This is a genomic window from Coraliomargarita algicola (assembly GCF_033878955.1).
Lineage (GTDB): Bacteria > Verrucomicrobiota > Verrucomicrobiia > Opitutales > Coraliomargaritaceae > Thalassobacterium > Thalassobacterium algicola.
The window spans coordinates 2,273,994-2,290,114 of the sequence record NZ_CP138858.1 but is presented as its reverse complement, the minus strand read 5'-3'; the positions used below and the strand labels follow the sequence as shown (position 1 = coordinate 2,290,114).

Genomic DNA, 16,121 nt, shown 5'->3' with positions numbered 1-16,121 from the left:
GAGATTATTTGCCGAAGAGACCTTTGATACTTTTGCCGACTTTCTCGCTGGCTTGGTCGACTTTTTCCAAACCTTGAGTTTTGAGTGCATCTACGGCAGCGCTACCTAAATCACCCGCGTTGGCGATTGCGGGGCCGATGGATTGTAGGACCTTGCTGAGCACCAGATCGAGGACTTCGGCCATCGTCATCTGTTTCCCGCTCTCGCCGATGTCGGCCATCTCGATGCGGGGCAGGCTGACTGTTTGGCCAATTCCCATCACGCCGACGTAAACGGTGCCATCTTCGATGATGAGCTGTTTGATGACGACTTGCTTCTTCGCACCGGTGTCTTCGGCGGGGTCGGCTGTTGTGTCGGTGGTGTCTGCTGGACCAGTGAATTCTTCGATGTTTTCCAGCAGCTCTTTTAAATTGGAAGACGTTAAGGTCTTTTCGTAGCTGATTTCGGGCTGCTTGATGATGATGTGGTCGATGATAATCTTATCGCTGAACACGGTGCTGGTATCGACTTTTAGGTCGATTTGACCGAGTGAGAAGATATTCGCGCTTTTGAATCCGTCCGGGTTGCCGACATTGAGCCCGGTGAGGGAGCCGCTGCCCGATAAAATGGAGAGATTGACATTTTCCAGCGTCACTGGCGTCTGTGTGACTTGGGGGCCGTAGGTTTCGACGCCATTTTTAATTTGCTGATTGAGTCCGCCTGAAAGGACGAAATAGATCGCGGCACCAGCGATCAAAGCGAGTAACAGAAGCCCTAGGAGTAATTTTTTGAACATAATTGGTCTATGTAAATAGATTGATGTAGGAAGCACTCTACAGCATGTTGGCTCTATGGCGAGTTTGAAAAATCATCCAGTCTTGAGCGAGTTTTCACTGGAGGGCTTCGAGGCGCCTGAGGGTCTGGTGCCGGTGGCAGTGTATGCGGATTTTTCTGCTGCCAGTGACGCTGGACTCGCGATTTTAGCGATGGGGAAGGCTTATTGGACCTTGTTGCATGCGGGGCAATACGTGGTCTGTGTCGTGCCTGCGGATGCTTCGTTGGTGCGGGCGGAGCTGGCTGCGATCTTTGACTTGGCCTCCACGCAGCGTAGGTTTTTGGGTACCCGCTACCTTGAATTTAGCTTCGGCTACGTGAGTTTTGTACTCTATGCGATTATCTTGCTTAGCTGTTTTCTCTGGCAGCAGGCAGGTTGGCCGCTGGACTTAGGTCGTGGGGATTCGCTGGCGATGATCACGGGTGGGGAGTGGACGCGGGCGCTGACATCGCTGTGTTTACATGGAGATATCGTGCACTTGGTCTCTAATCTAGTGGCGGGGATGGGTTTTGCCTTTTTCGTGGCTCGTTTTTTTGGCGCTGCAGCGGGCTGGTTGTTGATTTTGAGCAGTGGCGTCTTGGGCAATGTATTAAATGCCTGGGTCTATTTTCCCGAGCCGCACTATTCGATCGGAGCGTCGACTGCGGTATTTGGGGCCTTGGGACTTCTCACTGGCGTTGGACTGTGGGCGGCTATTTCGGAGGCTCAAGAGACGTGGCTGATGCCGCGTTGGTTTGTGCCGGTTTTTGGTGGCATGACCTTGTTGGGGTTAACCGGGGTCGGAGATGGATCTTTGCACGGAAGTGTGGATGTGGCGGCTCACATCAGCGGCTTCGTGTGTGGTTTACTCCTGGGCTTGGTCGGGGCGATTTTTCAGCGCGCATTCGTTTACCTTGAGCAGCAGCGGTATTGGGTCGGACTGTTGAGCGTCGCGCTGGTGGCGCTAGCATGGGCTTTACGAGTGAGCTAACTCACTCATTTTTTAGGTTGCTGGAGTTTTGGCTTCGGGACTTTGCAGTCGACTGTGCCGCAACCGCAGCCGCCGCCATTTTTGCTTTTGGGCTTAAATGTTTTGTACAAATACAGCAGAGCGCCTAGAATGATGACTGCGACGAGGATGATTTCCATGTGTTTCATTCTTATACTTGATTACTTGTCTAGGTCGTGGCGGCTTGGGCTTGGTGCATAGACCGCGGGGCACGCTCTTTAGATAAATAGCATGCCGACTTGGTAGACCATGACTGCGGCGACCCATGCCAGGGCAGTGAGTGCAAAAAAGCTACCTGCAGCCCACCACCAATTGAGCTCTTTCGCGATCACTGCGAGTGTGGCACCGCACTGCATGCAGAGTGCGAAAAACACCATGATCGAGAGTGCGACTGGTATGTTAAATACAGGCTCGCCTTTGCGTGGACCGGATTCCCATTTGGCATTACTCAAGGTGCTACGTAAGTCGTCCGACTCTTCGTCGACCTCGCCGCCCAGTGCATAAGTGATTCCGAGAGTTGAAATGATGATTTCACGCGCGGGGAAACTGGCCAATACGCCGACTGTGATTTTCCAGTCATAGCCAGCAGGGGCGAAGATGGGTTGTACCAGTTTACCAAAGCGCCCCATGTAGCTCTGTTCCAGATAGGTGGCATCGATACGCTTTGAAAGTTCGGCCTCGGTTTCTGGGGTCCATTCAAACTCTGTGGCTTCGACGGGCTCGGCTTGACTGAGCTCACTCATATATTGAGCCCGCACCTCGGTCTCGATTGTCTCGGAACGTGGGAAATAAAGGAGTGCCCAGATGATGATGGTCATGGCGAAGATCACGGTGCCGGCGCGCACCACAAATTCTTTGCCGCTTTCATACATGCGGTGGAAGACAAGTTTAACTTGTGGAACCCGGTAGTGGGGCAGTTCCATTACGAAGGGCACTGGCTTGCGGCCCTTGTTGACCGTTTTATTGAGAGCCCAGGCAAAGGGTGCAGCCACAAATGCGCCCACAAAGTGCATCGCAAAGAGTGTCGCACCTGCTACGTTGGGGCCATACTTCGGTTCGATGAAGGCGCCAATGAGCAATAAATAAACCGGTAGGCGAGCGGAACAGCTCATCAACGGTGCCACCAAAATGGTGATTAAGCGTGCTTTATTGTCGTTGATCGTGCGGGTGGCCATGATGCCGGGGATCGCACAAGCGAAACTGGTCAGTAGGGGCACGAAGCTTTTTCCGTTGAGACCGCACCATTGAAATAGCTTGTCCATCAGGAAGGCTGCCCGCGCCATGTAGCCGGAGGCCTCCAGTAGCGAGATAAAGAAAAACAGCACGAGGATCTGTGGTAAAAAGACCAAGAATGCGCCCACGCCGCCGATGATTCCGTCGGCGATCAAGCTCTGTAGCATCGGTGTGGCCACGAGTGCATCCGAAGCGATCCCTTGTACCCAGCCGACCATTGTTTCGATCAGGTCCATGATCGGGCCCGCCCAGGTGTAAACGGATTGGAAGACTACATACATCATCCCCACGAAGACCAGCAGGCCCCAGAATTTGTGTAGTAGCAGTTGATCGATGCTCTCGGACTTACTGCGCTTTTTCATCGCCGATTGGCGTTCCAGCACATCGTTGAGTAGAGGATTCAAAAAGCGGAAGCGTAGTGTCGATTCGGCGGCGTCCGGTTGAAAGCCGTCTTTATACAGTTGATCACGGGCGGCTTGGATGATCGGAGCGTGCTCGCTGCTTGCTGTCTTGAGGCGTTCGGTGACTGCGCTCTTGCGGTCGAATAATAGACGTTGTAGCTCGCCTTCGCTGAGGGATTCGCCGTGTTGATCGATTAGGCCCTCGCGCAGGCTTGCGATCGCTTTTTGCACGGGCTCGGGCCATTTGGGGCGCACTAGTATCGGACGCGATAGGAGCGCTTTCTCGACTGCTTTGGCGAGTTCGTCGGTGCCGCTTTTACGTTTGGCGACTGTAGGCACCACCGGCACGCCGAGTCGTTGTTCCAGTAGTTTGCTGTCGATTTGCAGGCCTTTTTTTTCTGCCACATCCCAGCAATTCAGTGCGATGACCATAGGCACGCCCAGCTCAGAGGCTTGCGACGCCAGGAAGAGGTTGCGGCGCAGGTTTTCAACATCGACCACGACGATGACTAGATCCGGGGCCTTGCCGCCCATGCCGTGACCACTAATGACGTCGACTGCCACCCGCTCGTCGAGTGAGCTGGCGCTGAGACTATACGTGCCCGGCAAATCGATTAACTCGACGGACTCACCATTGGGCATCTGCCAAGTGCCCGTCTTTTTCTCAACCGTCACGCCTGAATAGTTGCCCACGCGCTGGCGCATGCCAGTCAGCGTATTAAACAGAGAGGTTTTGCCCGTGTTCGGATTCCCGATCAGAGCAATGCGACGGTTGGCTGCTGCGGCGCTCATAAAATCTCTTCCACCTCCACGTGAGCGGCATCTTCCAGACGTACACTAATGTGGCAGCCGTTGAATTCCACAGCAATCGGATCGCCCAGCGGTGCTTCATGCACGAGACGAATCTCCTGGTCCGGCAATAAGCCCATAGACATCAGCCGCGAGACGCAGTCGTTGCAGCAATCCAGGTTTTTGACGCGGAAAAGTCCGCCTTTTTTGATTTCGTTCAGTCGCATGGTAAAATGGTCTCGGCTGAGAATAAGTCTCAATCGCTCGTTGATGAGAAGGAGTTATGACTGAATTGCAAGCCTCAGGTGACGTAGGCGTGACAGTTTTCAGGCCGAGGCGGTTTGGAGCAGCCGGATGGTGTGTGAAGGCTCCGCACGGAGGCGGTGAGACTGGAGTCAAGCTCGCCTTGCGTGCTTACTAGCTGAAACGCTTTTTGTGGCCACGCGAGACGGTCACGTATTTTTCGGCGAGTCCTTTCAGTCCCGCGCGTTCCTCATCGCTGAGTGCGCGCACCACTTTAGCTGGAGCCCCTAGCACTAGCGAGCCTGCGGGGATTTGCGTGCCTTTTGTCACCAGTGCGCCTGCACCGATAATCGATTGTTCGCCGATGACAGCGCCGTCAAGTATCGTGGCCTGCATGCCGACCAGGCATTCGTCGCCAATTTCGCAGGCGTGGATCATGGCTGAGTGGCCGATGGTTACATATTTGCCGACTTTTACACCGTAGTCGTCGGCTAGATGCACGACGGTGCCGTCTTGCACATTGGAGCCTTCGCCGATTTCGATGGTATTGATGTCGCCGCGCAGCACTGCATTGTGCCACACGCTGGAATTGAGCCCCAGGGAAACGGCGCCAATGACGACGGCGCCTTCAGCCACATAGGCCGAATCGTCGATGGCCGGAGTTTGATCAAGATATTTCGAGAGACGTTCATCTATAGTCATAGTCGCCCATTAAGCGGGAGGATGGATTTTGCGCCAGTTCAAAGCACTTCTATAAGCAGGGCTTGAAGACTGGATAATCATAGCGGGCCTTTACGGAAATACGCCGCGCATCTCATAGACTTTATCGATGTGTGCGATCGCGGCCGCGTAGGAGGCAAGGCGCATGCTGCAGTCGAGGCGCTTGGCGGTGGCCAGCACGCGCTCGGCGGAGCGTGTCATCACTTTACGCAGACGCTCGTCGACTAGTTCTTCATCCCAGGTCTCGGATTGTCGATTTTGCTTCCATTCGAAATAACTCACGGTCACACCGCCGGCGTTGCACAGAATCGCGGGCAGCACTTCCACGCCTTTTTGGAGTAGATGCTGCTCTGCGCGTGGGGTAGTGGGAGCGTTGGCCGCTTCGACCAGCACTTTACATTGCAAGCGTTCGGCGTGTTCGAGGTCCACCATCTGCTCCAGTGCGGCAGGTATGAAGAGGTCGACCGGGGTGCTGTAGAAATTGGGCGCGTCGATTGCGTCGGCTCCGGTGAAACCGTTCACGCCGCCAGTGGCTTGCACGTGCTGCGCCAGTGCTTCGGCGTCGATGCCGGCTTCGTTGCAGATGGCACCGGTGTGGTCCATCACTGCTTTGAGTTGACTGCCGCGTGCTTGGAGCAAGCGAGCGGTCCATGAGCCGACATTGCCATAGCCGATCAGGCTGAAACTGAGCTTCGATACGTCCATGTCCATGCCCGGGAGGAGGGCGTCGAGCACATAGACCAGCCCCTGACCAGTGGCTTTTTCGCGGCCGGCGGAGCCGCCGAATTCGAGGGGTTTGCCGGTGACGACGCCGCGTGCGGTGACCTTGGTGGAGGACTCGGCGAAATTGATATAGGTATCGGCCATCCATGCCATGATTTGTGCATTGGTGCCCATGTCGGGGGCAGGAATGTCGTAATCCGGGCCGATATTGTTACCCAGCGCAGCGGTCAGGCGGCGAGTGACGCGTTCGAGCTCGCTGCGGCTGACCGAGCGTGGATCGATCTTAAGCGCTCCTTTGGCGCCGCCGAAGGGCAGGCGGGCCAGCGCGCATTTCATCGTCATGAGCAGTGCGAGTGTCTTGACCTCGTCCAGCTTGACTTCGCCGTGGTAGCGGATGCCGCCTTTGTAGGGGCCCAGCACGTTATTGTGTTGCACGCGGTAGCCCTTAAACAGGCGCCAGCGCCCATCGTCCATTTTGACGGGGCAGTGCACCATGATCTCGTTCTTGGGCTGTGAGAGGATGAGTTTGAGACGTTGGTCTACTTTGAGCAGGTTGGCTGCATCCAGCACCGAGCTAATGGTCTGGAAGTAGAGGTTGTGATCATCGTAGTAATCATCCAATTCGTGGAAAATTTCCCGGGCGGATTGGCAGGCTGGGGTGTTGCAGGGGTCCATGTGGATAGACTGTCTGTGTTTTATTCAGAAGACAAGTGCCGTTGAACTTTCATTCAGATTAAAACAACATCATTTGATCGTCTGACTGTGCCGAGGTGGCTTCGATTAATTGACTGTCTTTATTGTGCACGCTGTTGACTCTTCGTGAGACGGGATGTTTTTGCAGTGAAACCTTATCCGAGAGTGCGAGTGTGTCGCGTTTGTCGAGCGCGCCGTCCAGCCAGTCGGCACTAGAATTATTAGGTAAAATGACCGGCATGCGTTCATGGATATCGCGCAGAGAATCGTGGGCGGCGGTTGTGAGCACGACTACCGACGGGAAGGGGGCATCTTTAGGGGCAGGGAACCAGAGCCCCGCGAAATAATATAGCTCACCTTGTTCGGGGTAGATGTAGTAGGGCTGTTTGGTGATGCCGTCTTGATACCATTCGTAATAGCCGTTGGCTGGTAGCAGGCAGCGATGCGCGTGCCAACTGTCGCGGAATCGGGGGCTTGTGTCCGCGGTTTCGATACGAGCGTTGATGTGGAAATTTTGCGGGGTTCGCAGGCCCCATTGCATCATCGCAGCTGAGGGTGTCTGGCGTGCGCGGTTTGCAATGCTGAGCACTTCCCGGCCCGGACCGATGTTATAGTCTGGTTCATAGGCATCAGGCAGTGCTAGCGCGATGGCCTTTGCCAGTTTTTGTTTTTGTACGTGCAGTGTGTAGCGTCCGCACATGGAGCGTGCCTTTGGAGCGAGTTAAAATGAGAGTGGAGGGCAACGGTGAGTCGCAGGAATGAACAGGTATTGCGAGGACAGAGTATGAATTGTCTTGGATGAAATGGCAATGATTTCGGTGCCGATTTTTTGTTTTTGTTGGACGCTCTCGGGAAAGGGCCAATGCTTCATGTGTCCATAGTGGACTTTAGCATCCCTAACTACCAAAGCATCAAATCTACGGGGCACTTCCCTCTAAACTGAATTTGCCCGAGTAATGCTTTAGTATAGGCAATCACAACATTGGGTTGCCTTGAATAACAGCATACATAATTGTCAACAACTCCGATTTCACGAATCAAATATGGATTCCCAAACGACACGAAATAAGCTGGCTGTCCCGCTTGCATGGCTTCCCAATTAATGCAGGCATTTGCTTGAGAAGATATTCTAACGCTACCTGTCTGAGGTCGTGGGCTAATGTTTGAAATATAAAAAACCGCGTCATAGGCACTGATGTCGTCTTGGACATCTGCGGGAATCCTAGCGCAGTCGACTTCGTACCCCGCTCCTTCAAGTTCCCTACTGATAGTATCCAAAACCAATGTTTTATCATCGTTTTCTCCGACATTGATGCCGGACTTCCCTAGGTGCCCCGATCCCAGCTCGACTAAAAGTATTCGTGATTTCTTGGGCAGATTTAAAGGATAACGGGAAGCCCAATCACGGACAAGAGTGACAGACCTTTCACCTACCTGACTGGAGAGTTCAATCGTCTTTGGATTATCCACCCGAGCCGAGAATATATCCTCATCCGGCAGCGGGATCATCGCTTCCAGTAAGCCGAGTTTGGCTTTCATTGAAATGATGCGTTCAACCGAACGGTTAATTGCAAGCTCATTCAACCTCCCGTCATTCAAGGCACACTCAATCGCATCCACAGTTGATTCGACACTATTTCGAATAAAAAGCAGCATATCCGCGCCCGCACGCAATGCCTCCACTGCAAGCTCTCCTTCATCTGGATAGATTGCGCGCAATCCTCCCATTTTAAAAGCATCAGTGACGACCAAGCCCTTGAAGCCCATCTCCGAGCGTAACAGATCAATCTGAACGGCTGGATCTATAACTGCAGGTAATCGCAAACCTGTTCTGACATGTAAACTGGAACGGTGTAGCATCGCAATCCAGCCTGTCATAATACTCATGACACCTGCATCTATCGCAGCCTTAAAAGTTTGACCATACGACTGCTCCCATTCGTTAAGCGGAAGTGTATTCACACTCGTCACAGTATGCTGATCACGGGAATCCATTCCATCACCTGGGAAATGCTTGGCCGTTGCAGCGATTCCATGCTCCTGCATGCCACGGATATATGCCTGCGCCAAGCGAGCAATCCGATGCGGATTATCCCCAAAAGAGCGGTGATTTGTGATCGGGTTATCCCAATTATAGTTAATATCGACAACTGGGCCGAAATTCCAATGACACCCCATACTGCGAGCTTGCCGAGCTGTTTCCGCAGCCACCTGATAAGCATATTTCTCTGCATCTTCAATCGGTTCAACTGCAGCCAAATTCATTAGAGAACCAAATGAAGTCGCCCCGACTGCTCGACAACCGCTCTCATGGTCACCAGAAATCAGTAACGGCACTTTAGACCGCTGTTGCAGATCACGCAGTAATGGACTCGTCTCAGCGAGATTCGCAACACCTAGAAATCCTCCGCCACATGATAGTGAACTTACTTTATGAAACGCATCGACAGGCGACTCAGGGTTCCAGTGCGCCCAAAGGATCGGATGTATCAGTTGAGCCAATCGCTCGCGAGGCTCAAGCTGTTCGATAATCTGAACGACCTGATTACGCTCAATAGGACTTAGTTCAAGAGGGTTCGGTGTCATTATAGTACCGAGGAATCAAGGATACTAGTTGCCTCATGTGGAGCTGCATCGGGCCCGACGGTCGCACGACTCACTGGTAACTCGGGCAGCGTAAACTCAACTGCACCGATGGTTTTACCCTCTACAGAACGCGGCGTCCCATAAATATCTTTGGTAATATCCGGGTATTCTCCCTGCGCTTGAGTGATGGCGGGACTCCCTGCGGTGGGAACAAAAATACCTCCCAATGATGGCACAAGCAATGGGTCTTGGAAAGTGAATCCAGAGAGATCTGCAAGTTCAGGCGTGGTACCGAATGCAAGATTCCCCTCAACCTTCCAGCTAGCCATCGCACCATCCGGATCAAAGATTTGTGTCCCAGAAGTCACCAAAATGTTATTGGCAATGACAACATCCACTGGCGAGATGCTAGAATCCAATTTTGGATGTCGCACACCGATATTAAAAGCCCTACCACAATTGATGATGGTATTGAAGGCAATGGTTGCCCCCTGAACTGGATCATAGTAATTTTCAGGATCACCATTATGCAGCGAGATTGCGCTGTAGGCCAAGTTAGACATGAAATTATTGACCACGATTTGCTCATTTCCCTGAAAGCGGATACCGGATGTCTTCTCGACATTATTACCCAGGAAAACATTGCCTTCGATCAGGTTTCCAGTCCCCTTGCGCACAACGAGGCCACCACGACATTCCTTAATCAAGTTATAGCGAATAATGTTATCGGAGCACTTAACGGAAATCATTTCGACTTCTCCATTACAGCGCTCAAACACATTGTATTCGACAATGGATTGCGAGCTTCCACGCCCACCTTCGGCACCGTGGAAAAGTTGAATCGTTTCAAAACCATTGCTGTCCTCGCCCGGAGTTACGTTGGCAAAATAATTGTGGTGAATGTGATGATAATCGGGCCCTGTTTCATCGCTCCGCAATATTTGTATGATTTGCTGATTCCCGCTTTCCCCCGCGTTGTCGTCATTCGTAAATGAACAATAACCGATTTCACAATGAGTCGCCTCATCTTGAAACCGCACCCAATGCCCTGCCTTGAGAGCATCGAAGCGACAGCGCCAAAGCCGATGGCCACGCCCCTCAGCAAACTCAACTCGCCCCTTGGGACCAAAATCAAACCCTTCCAGACTGAGATACGAGCCTCGCAGGTAAATCGGCCCATTAAGGACAACTGGAGCTCCCTGCTCCGAACGTATCGTAATATGTGATACGTCTGAACCTCGCCCGACAATGTCGATCGGCTTGCTGTAATCACCTGAAGAGACAATAATCATGTCGCCCGGGACGGCCTGGGAAACGGCAGCTTTTAATGTTTCGACAGAGTTGACGGTTATTTCGGATGCGATGCCCCAATTGACCCCAGCGAGCACGAAAGCAACAAGAACGAGTATAGAAGTAGAACGGCTCATCTATGTAGGTGGGAGAGACTCAAAAATCAGTGTGAGAAAAATCTGCGATATTTATGTAACAATTAATTCTGGTTTACTTTATATCCCAGACGACTAAGTGAGAACACAAGTACTGAAGAGCCCATCAGCAAGGTCGTTGCGGAAGGCTCGGGGATTGCAGTTACACTAATGTTGTCAATGATGACATTTGTTCCATTTGTGGCTGTATTACTAACGAATCCCAGACTGCCAATCCCGTCAGACGAGGAGAAATTGTTGCTAAAAAAGCCCCAAACTCCCAACTTTGAACCATTTGAGTATACGGCAAACTCATTGGCTTGTAACGTTAGTTCGTTATCAGCTAAATCCGACATTACAATCGTATCGGAGCTACTATTCGCATAAATTGATAAACTACTACCTGCGACATTGATTTCATCAGAGAAACCATTGTTGGTCGCGCCATAAATAGCTAGAACCCCCGTTTGACGTAATTGAAGCTCAAATGCAGAGTTACTCTGACTACTAATGCTAGTTCCAGCATTAGCGACCCGAAATACAAGCGTGCCATCAGTTGTATCGGCGGCCGTTGCCAGCGCAGCATCAAACTGTATTAATTGTACCAATTGCGTAGAAGCCGTAAGAGTATAATCCTTTTGAACCCGAATCGCTGAGCCATCCTTGAAATCGTAGATGTGAGCCGCATTACCAGAAAAAGGATTCGTAGGTGTAGTAGTTGTTTCATCAACGATCACAGCACCACGATCAGCATTAGCGCTTGAGCTAACTGTGTAGCCACTGAATCCTCCAGATGAAAAATCATCCGAATAGATGCTTTGAGCAGATATTGATAATACAGATAGCATTAGAGATGCAGCGACGGTAGATAGTGATTTTATTTTCATAATATTAGTATTTGGTTGTTTTGGGTTGTGTGACGGTTATTTCGTTTCGACAGATCGGACTGAGCCGTCGAGAAAGAGTTGATTCCGGTGACTTTTATGTAGCGGAGTTGGCGAGAGCTTAGTGTACCACCCCTCGGATCCATTGACTTGAGGCGATTGCTGATCAATTTCTGTTAGCAGCATTGTCGCATTTGAATCTAAATCATTAACGTAGAACACCTGAGATGGGCTGCCTACTTTATCGGGATCACTACTTGCATAGCCCCAAGGGTTTCGAGTGCGCCCATTAATCTTTGCCGAGGTCGTAGCAAAGTAGCTTGGCCCCTTCATATTCGGGTCATAATCAAGATACGCAGGAAATGTGAAGCAGCTCAACACCTGGCTAGTCTTCGTAGGCTCAGGCGCATCGAGATAAGTACCAAGAAAATAGGTTAAGCCCTTATCGAGACTACTAGAATAAGATGCAAACTGCGCATTTGTGATTGGCCCGGGTAGGTATCCCTTGTGCTCATGCATGTACATTTGCATAGCCACACCAATAGACCTCAGATTACTAGAACTGACAGCCGAACTGGCGCGGACTCGTGCAGAAGAAAGCAGTGGTAGCAATATCGTTGCGAGAATTCCGACAACAGCAATGACGCACAGTAATTCAATCAGTGTAAAGGCAGACCGACTCGAACAAGTTTGCGGCTGACTACTCTGGCATCTCCTGGGGACGAATGTGCTGGGGCTCACATTAAACATTAATTTCAACCCTATCTCTACGGATACACTTAGCAATGATCACATTTTTCATGCAGATGAAATTTACTTACAATGAGTTAAACCGCTGGCGCCGAACGGATCCGATCGCGTCTAGAATGTATGGAGCCATGGTGCCATACGCTTTACTATTTGGGTGTAAGCCGTCGCTCGAGAAATCGGCAGGCATTTGTCCAGATGAATCCACCAAGACTGTGTGAAGATCCAAGTAATCAGCATCCTCTTCGACTGCAATTGCCCGCAGCCCATCGTTTAAGGCTAGAATACGCGCGGGAGGCCTGAGTTTACTGCGTTCACGCCGCGCTTCACGATCTTTGTGGTAGTTTGATATGGGCAGTATTGAACTTATAATAAGACGAATACCAGACTCACGACATTGCTTTGCAATGCTACGGATATTCGATAGTATGGCTTCATTTGAATAACCGAGTGCAATGTCATTCGTCCCTCCCAAAAAACATACAATCGACGGATTTAGCGCAATAACATCTTGCCGTAATCGAGCCAGCATCTGTTCGGTAACTTGCCCTCCTATTCCACGGTTGATAAAACCTTCGCCTGGGAAATACTCATCCAACTTCCAATTATCAGTGATGGAATCTCCTAGAAAAATCACCCTTTGTTCAGCAATATCAGGGAACGGCATAGATGCATTGGCTTTAGCGTAACGCATGAGCCCATTGGGGTCTCTCGGGTCTACTGCCTGCGCTCCTTGCAAGTCCCATGAATAAATACATGACAAAAGCAGACAAGCTGTTACAGGGATTTTGCATAAGCATTTCATATTATTTCAATTAACACCGACGGGGGATTAGGTAATACGATCAAATTCCTGAAGTCCGATTACATTTTTAGGCTGCTGTCCGGCATAATAGAGATTGAGGTTATCGAGTGCCAGTTCACCGCAGATCCATCTGATGTCTTTCGTCGGGCCAGACATGTGAGGTAATAGCAGCACATCAGGAATACTGAAAAGTGGTGAATCAGAGGGAAGCGGTTCCTGCTGATAAACATCCAAAGCAACCTTCAAGTCCCGATCCTTAGCCACTTGAACCAGATCGACTTCGTTAACGAGAGCACCACGAGCCACGTTTACGAATACACTTCCAATAGGAAGTCGAGAAAGCACACACTGATTTATGCAACCGTGATTATCCGCACGTAAGGCCTCTGCTTCCACAAAAACATCGCAGTTCTCAGCCAAATGAAACAACGAATCAACAGCTACAGCGCCGACAGCTCGAATCAATTCAACGGGAACTCCTGGTGCATATACCGCGATGCTTACATTAAAGGGCTTCAGCAACCTGATCAGCGCTCTCGCCAAATTACCAAAACCATGTATGGATACTCGCTTCCCCATAAGCGTAGCCGTTTCAGCACGTATATTATTCCATTTCCCAAGACGAACCAACTCATCGCGATATCGATAAATCACGCGCAACCTGGAGAGAATTAAAGTCAAGGCTCCTTCCGCAATATTGGGGCTACAGACATTCCCCCAATTGGTAACGAGCAGCCCCTCTTCAATATGTTTTCTCGTTATTGAGCGCTTCGGCGATCCCACCAGTAGGCACAAATATTCAAGGTTTCCACCGCGGCTTTTTAAGAAATCAATCGGAATATCACGTAATCGCCATGCACCGACCAAAACAGTTGCAGATTCCAACTGCGGATAGGACGGGGCTCCAGGGTTCAACCAAACGCTCTCTCGATAATGCGTCTGAGCTCTTTCCTGTAAAGATGGCGGAAAGAACTCGTTCACTTCATCGGGAATAAGTGCAAATGTCGGAGCGTTTGTGACCGCTCCGGAGGTAGATCGAGTTTGTTCTGATGAGTTCAATACATTTGTTCTAGCTTTTGCATCTCCCACGGCAATCAGCCCAAATTTCATGCGCATTAATTCCTTCGACTTTGATCCAAGTTCCCAAATGTGCAGCGTGCATGTTTCTCACCTCATCAGAACGACTGCGATCCACATACCCTCACTGCCACGGGCATCCTTCGTTAATCCAAGATATCTTTTCACACATGGAACAAACAATCGAATTCATCATCATCGCCGCTTATTTACTCCTGCTGGTTACCGTCTCGCTTGTTTTTAAAAAATTCAATCAAGACTCGAATGATTACTTTCGTAATGGCTGTCGCGGAACCTGGTGGCTAATTGGAACCAGCGTATTTATGACCACCTTCAGCGCGTGGACGTTCACCGGTGCAGCTGGCGTCTCTTATAATGCTGGATGGACCGTTACAATCATATTTCTATCCAATAGCTTGGGATTTCTATTCAACGCGGTGTATTTAGCTCCGCGATATCGCCAACTGCGAATGACCACATCCGCAGAAGTCGTGCGCAAACGCTTCGGTCCAACTACAGAACAATACGTGGCTTACTCGGGCTTCGTCTTCTACGCGTATGTCGCCGCCCTCCATCTATATGGATTGTCAATCTTTACGTCTGCAATTTTCGGATTCGATATCGAGTCCACGATTTTGGTTATCGGCGTCGTAGTAGTGATTTACTCAATGATTGGAGGCAGCTGGGCCGTCAAGGCGACCGACTTTTTACAAAGCCTGATACTGATTCCAATTACAGTCTTGGTGGCCATTCTATCACTCAAGTACGTGGGGTGGGGCAGTGGCATGTTCGGCATGATCGAGGCACAGGGGCTTAATGAGCACTTCAAATTCATCAATACGGTGGAATTCTCCGACGAAATGATCGACTTCTCCATCTATTGGGCAATCGCAGTCACTTTGGAACATGTCATTAGCTACAATTCACTCTCCTCGGCTCCGCGCTATTTTGCAACCAAGGATGGTCGCGATGCACGCAAAGCAGCTTGGTTGGCTTGCATACTCATGACGATAGGCTCCGTGATATGGATTATCCCTCCTATTGTAGCCAAGCTGTGTTTTTCCCAGGAAGTTGAAGCGATGAATATCGCCTCTCCAGCAGAATCCGCCTACGCGATAACCAGCCTTAACTTACTTCCACTCGGGATGTCGGGATTAATCGCCGTCGCAATCTTCGCAGCAACGATGAGTAGTATGGACAGTGGACTTAACGGCAACTCAGCTACTTTAGTCAAAAACATCCTTCCGCCCTTGTTACGACTTCGCGGTCGCAAAATGCCGAGTCCAAAAGGACAATTGCGCATTGGACAAGTCTGGACTCTACTATGCGGTGCAGGCATCATATTCATTTCTCTGTATTTATCACGCCAGGAAGGTAAAGGAATTTTCCGCTTTATGCTCATACTTGGCCTGTTGATACCGACCTCGCAAGTTCCACTGCTATTGGGACTTTTTATTCGCAAGGTACCAAGTTGGTCGGCACTTGTTACCATGATCATGGTTTGGCCTGTCGGTCTATTTATGTATTTTTCCGGTAAAGATGTGGTGAAGGATGTACCTCTAATGCATGATCCTCATAAATGGCATTGGGGAATCCTGCTCAAGCTGGGGTTAGCCGCTGCAATTTTTATGCTAACTATGCCGTTCTGGAAATACGCCTCACCTAAGTATAAAGCGCAAGTTGATGATTTTTTCCGCACCATGAATACTCCAGTAGACTTTGAGCAGGAAGTCGGCGAGGCCAACGACAGCTCACAGGAACGTATTCTAGGTTTTTTTGCTATAGTAATTGGAGTTGCCATCTGTCTGATCATGTTTGTCCCTGGCAATGGCTGGGGGATCGATGGCCGACTAGGTATCCTCTTTGTTGGTGGCAGTGTTTCCCTTACGGGATTATTATTTGTTTTTGCGGGGTACCGGAGCAAAAAACCTATAGATAAAGGAACCGATCCTAAATCATAGTTAACTCCAACTCGCGGGAAGGGTAGAAAAATT

15 protein-coding genes are annotated in these 16,121 nt (G+C 50.5%); 2 read left to right on the top strand and 13 right to left on the bottom strand.

The window, feature by feature from the left end; all coding sequences use genetic code 11:
- Nucleotides 1–4: 4 nt before the first annotated feature.
- Complete coding sequence (locus SH580_RS09025; protein ID WP_319834671.1) at nt 5–775, bottom strand: hypothetical protein; 771 nt, start codon at nt 773–775, stop codon at nt 5–7.
- A 55-nt stretch (nt 776–830) separates the two neighbouring features.
- On the opposite strand from SH580_RS09025, the gene SH580_RS09020 reads away from it, so the two are divergent.
- Nucleotides 831–1,784: a rhomboid family intramembrane serine protease gene (locus SH580_RS09020; protein ID WP_319834670.1), complete on the top strand. Its 954-nt coding sequence runs from the start codon at nt 831–833 to the stop codon at nt 1,782–1,784.
- A gap of 5 nt (nt 1,785–1,789) precedes the next feature.
- Here the strand turns inward: SH580_RS09020 and SH580_RS22290 are convergent, their stop codons facing one another.
- The 12 genes from SH580_RS22290 to SH580_RS08970 all read right to left on the bottom strand — a co-directional run bounded on the left by SH580_RS22290 (nt 1,790) and on the right by SH580_RS08970 (nt 14,160).
- Nucleotides 1,790–1,942 carry a FeoB-associated Cys-rich membrane protein gene (locus SH580_RS22290; RefSeq protein WP_486599292.1) on the bottom strand — a complete coding sequence of 51 codons (153 nt, stop codon included), beginning with the start codon at nt 1,940–1,942 and terminating at the stop codon, nt 1,790–1,792.
- 78 nt (nt 1,943–2,020) lie between these two features.
- Nucleotides 2,021–4,228 carry a ferrous iron transport protein B gene (feoB, locus tag SH580_RS09015; RefSeq protein WP_319834669.1) on the bottom strand — a complete coding sequence of 736 codons (2,208 nt, stop codon included), beginning with the start codon at nt 4,226–4,228 and terminating at the stop codon, nt 2,021–2,023.
- On the bottom strand, nt 4,225–4,452 hold the full coding sequence (locus tag SH580_RS09010; RefSeq protein WP_319834668.1) for a FeoA family protein: 228 nt from the start codon (nt 4,450–4,452) through the stop codon (nt 4,225–4,227). The genes feoB and SH580_RS09010 overlap by 4 nt, the downstream gene beginning before the upstream one ends.
- A 190-nt stretch (nt 4,453–4,642) precedes the next feature.
- On the bottom strand, nt 4,643–5,170 hold the full coding sequence (locus SH580_RS09005) for a gamma carbonic anhydrase family protein (RefSeq protein ID WP_308983615.1): 528 nt from the start codon (nt 5,168–5,170) through the stop codon (nt 4,643–4,645).
- Between the two features lie 90 nt (nt 5,171–5,260).
- Nucleotides 5,261–6,586 carry a Glu/Leu/Phe/Val family dehydrogenase gene (locus SH580_RS09000; protein WP_319834667.1) on the bottom strand — a complete coding sequence of 442 codons (1,326 nt, stop codon included), beginning with the start codon at nt 6,584–6,586 and terminating at the stop codon, nt 5,261–5,263.
- Nucleotides 6,587–6,644: 58 nt separating this feature from the next.
- Nucleotides 6,645–7,304, bottom strand: coding sequence for an SOS response-associated peptidase (locus SH580_RS08995; RefSeq protein WP_319834666.1), 660 nt, complete (start codon nt 7,302–7,304; stop codon nt 6,645–6,647).
- A 200-nt stretch (nt 7,305–7,504) separates the two neighbouring features.
- On the bottom strand, nt 7,505–9,190 hold the full coding sequence (locus SH580_RS08990; RefSeq protein WP_319834665.1) for a glycoside hydrolase family 3 protein: 1,686 nt from the start codon (nt 9,188–9,190) through the stop codon (nt 7,505–7,507).
- Nucleotides 9,190–10,617, bottom strand: coding sequence for a polysaccharide lyase 6 family protein (locus SH580_RS08985; RefSeq protein WP_319834664.1), 1,428 nt, complete (start codon nt 10,615–10,617; stop codon nt 9,190–9,192). Before SH580_RS08985 ends, SH580_RS08990 begins: the two co-directional genes overlap by 1 nt.
- Nucleotides 10,618–10,679: 62 nt before the next feature.
- Nucleotides 10,680–11,501, bottom strand: a complete 822-nt coding sequence (locus SH580_RS08980; RefSeq protein ID WP_319834663.1) for a hypothetical protein — start codon at nt 11,499–11,501, stop codon at nt 10,680–10,682.
- A 36-nt stretch (nt 11,502–11,537) separates the two neighbouring features.
- Complete coding sequence (locus SH580_RS22175; RefSeq protein ID WP_425607157.1) at nt 11,538–12,248, bottom strand: type II secretion system protein; 711 nt, start codon at nt 12,246–12,248, stop codon at nt 11,538–11,540.
- Nucleotides 12,249–12,315: 67 nt separating this feature from the next.
- Nucleotides 12,316–12,939, bottom strand: a complete 624-nt coding sequence (locus SH580_RS08975; protein WP_319834662.1) for a GDSL-type esterase/lipase family protein — start codon at nt 12,937–12,939, stop codon at nt 12,316–12,318.
- Between the two features lie 138 nt (nt 12,940–13,077).
- The gene (locus tag SH580_RS08970; protein ID WP_319834661.1) at nt 13,078–14,160 is read right to left on the bottom strand and encodes an NAD(P)-dependent oxidoreductase; all 1,083 of its coding nucleotides are present in this window, start codon (nt 14,158–14,160) and stop codon (nt 13,078–13,080) included.
- A gap of 137 nt (nt 14,161–14,297) precedes the next feature.
- On the opposite strand from SH580_RS08970, the gene SH580_RS08965 reads away from it, so the two are divergent.
- Nucleotides 14,298–16,088 (top strand): sodium:solute symporter family transporter, encoded by a 1,791-nt coding sequence (locus tag SH580_RS08965; RefSeq protein WP_319834660.1) that lies wholly within the window; start codon nt 14,298–14,300, stop codon nt 16,086–16,088.
- The last annotated feature ends 33 nt before the right edge of the window (nt 16,089–16,121 follow it).